This window comes from Oleiphilus sp. HI0128 (assembly GCF_001635365.1).
In genome coordinates this window covers 1-896 of record NZ_LWGG01001572.1, presented here as the reverse complement: position 1 = coordinate 896, position 896 = coordinate 1, and the positions used below count along the sequence as shown (strand labels likewise).

General features: G+C 44.4%; 1 protein-coding gene. It reads right to left on the bottom strand.

All coding sequences use genetic code 11. The annotated features are described in order from the left end of the window. The coding region (groEL, locus tag A3763_RS25860) for a chaperonin GroEL (RefSeq protein WP_156495343.1) at positions 1 to 896 on the bottom strand (896 nt) is incomplete at both ends.

The following is an 896-nucleotide window of genomic DNA, read 5'->3' as shown; positions in this document are numbered from 1 at the left end:
CCATTGCGCGACGTAGCAAGTTAATACCAACGTTTTGATCTTCGTTATCACCTTGAAGATCTTCAATCGCTTGTAGAGCACGAATCAATGATACGCCGCCACCTGCAACAACACCTTCTTCAACGGCTGCACGAGTAGAGTGAAGCGCATCTTCGACACGAGCCTTCTTCTCTTTCATCTCGACTTCAGAACCAGCACCTACTTTGATTACCGCAACACCGCCAGCTAATTTAGCTACACGCTCTTGAAGCTTCTCACGATCATAGTCTGAACTGCTTTCTTCGATTTGCTTACGAATCTGGTTAACACGCCCTTCGATTTCTGCAGCTTGACCTGCACCATCGATAATCGTCGTATTTTCTTTACTGATGTTAACGCTCTTCGCTGTACCCAAGTTATCAATTGTTGCGGTTTCTAGAGACAAACCAACTTCTTCAGAAATAACCGTACCACCCGTTAGAGTAGCGATATCCTGTAGCATTTCCTTACGACGATCGCCAAAGCCAGGTGCCTTAACCGCTGCCACCTTAACAATGCCACGCATGTTGTTTACAACTAGAGTCGCTAGCGCTTCGCCTTCGATATCTTCAGCAATGATCAATAATGGCTTGCTTGCTTTAGCAACACTTTCCAGTACAGGAAGTAGCTCACGAATGTTAGAAACCTTCTTATCAACCAATAATATAAATGGGCTCTCAAGCTCTGCACTCATATTGTCCTGATTGTTGATAAAGTAAGGTGATAAGTAACCACGATCGAACTGCATACCTTCAACAACGGCTAGCTCATCTTCGAAGCCACTACCTTCTTCAACAGTGATAACACCTTCTTTACCTACTTTTTCCATCGCTTCAGCAATGATGCTACCAACAGAGCTATCGCTGTTTGCTGAGATT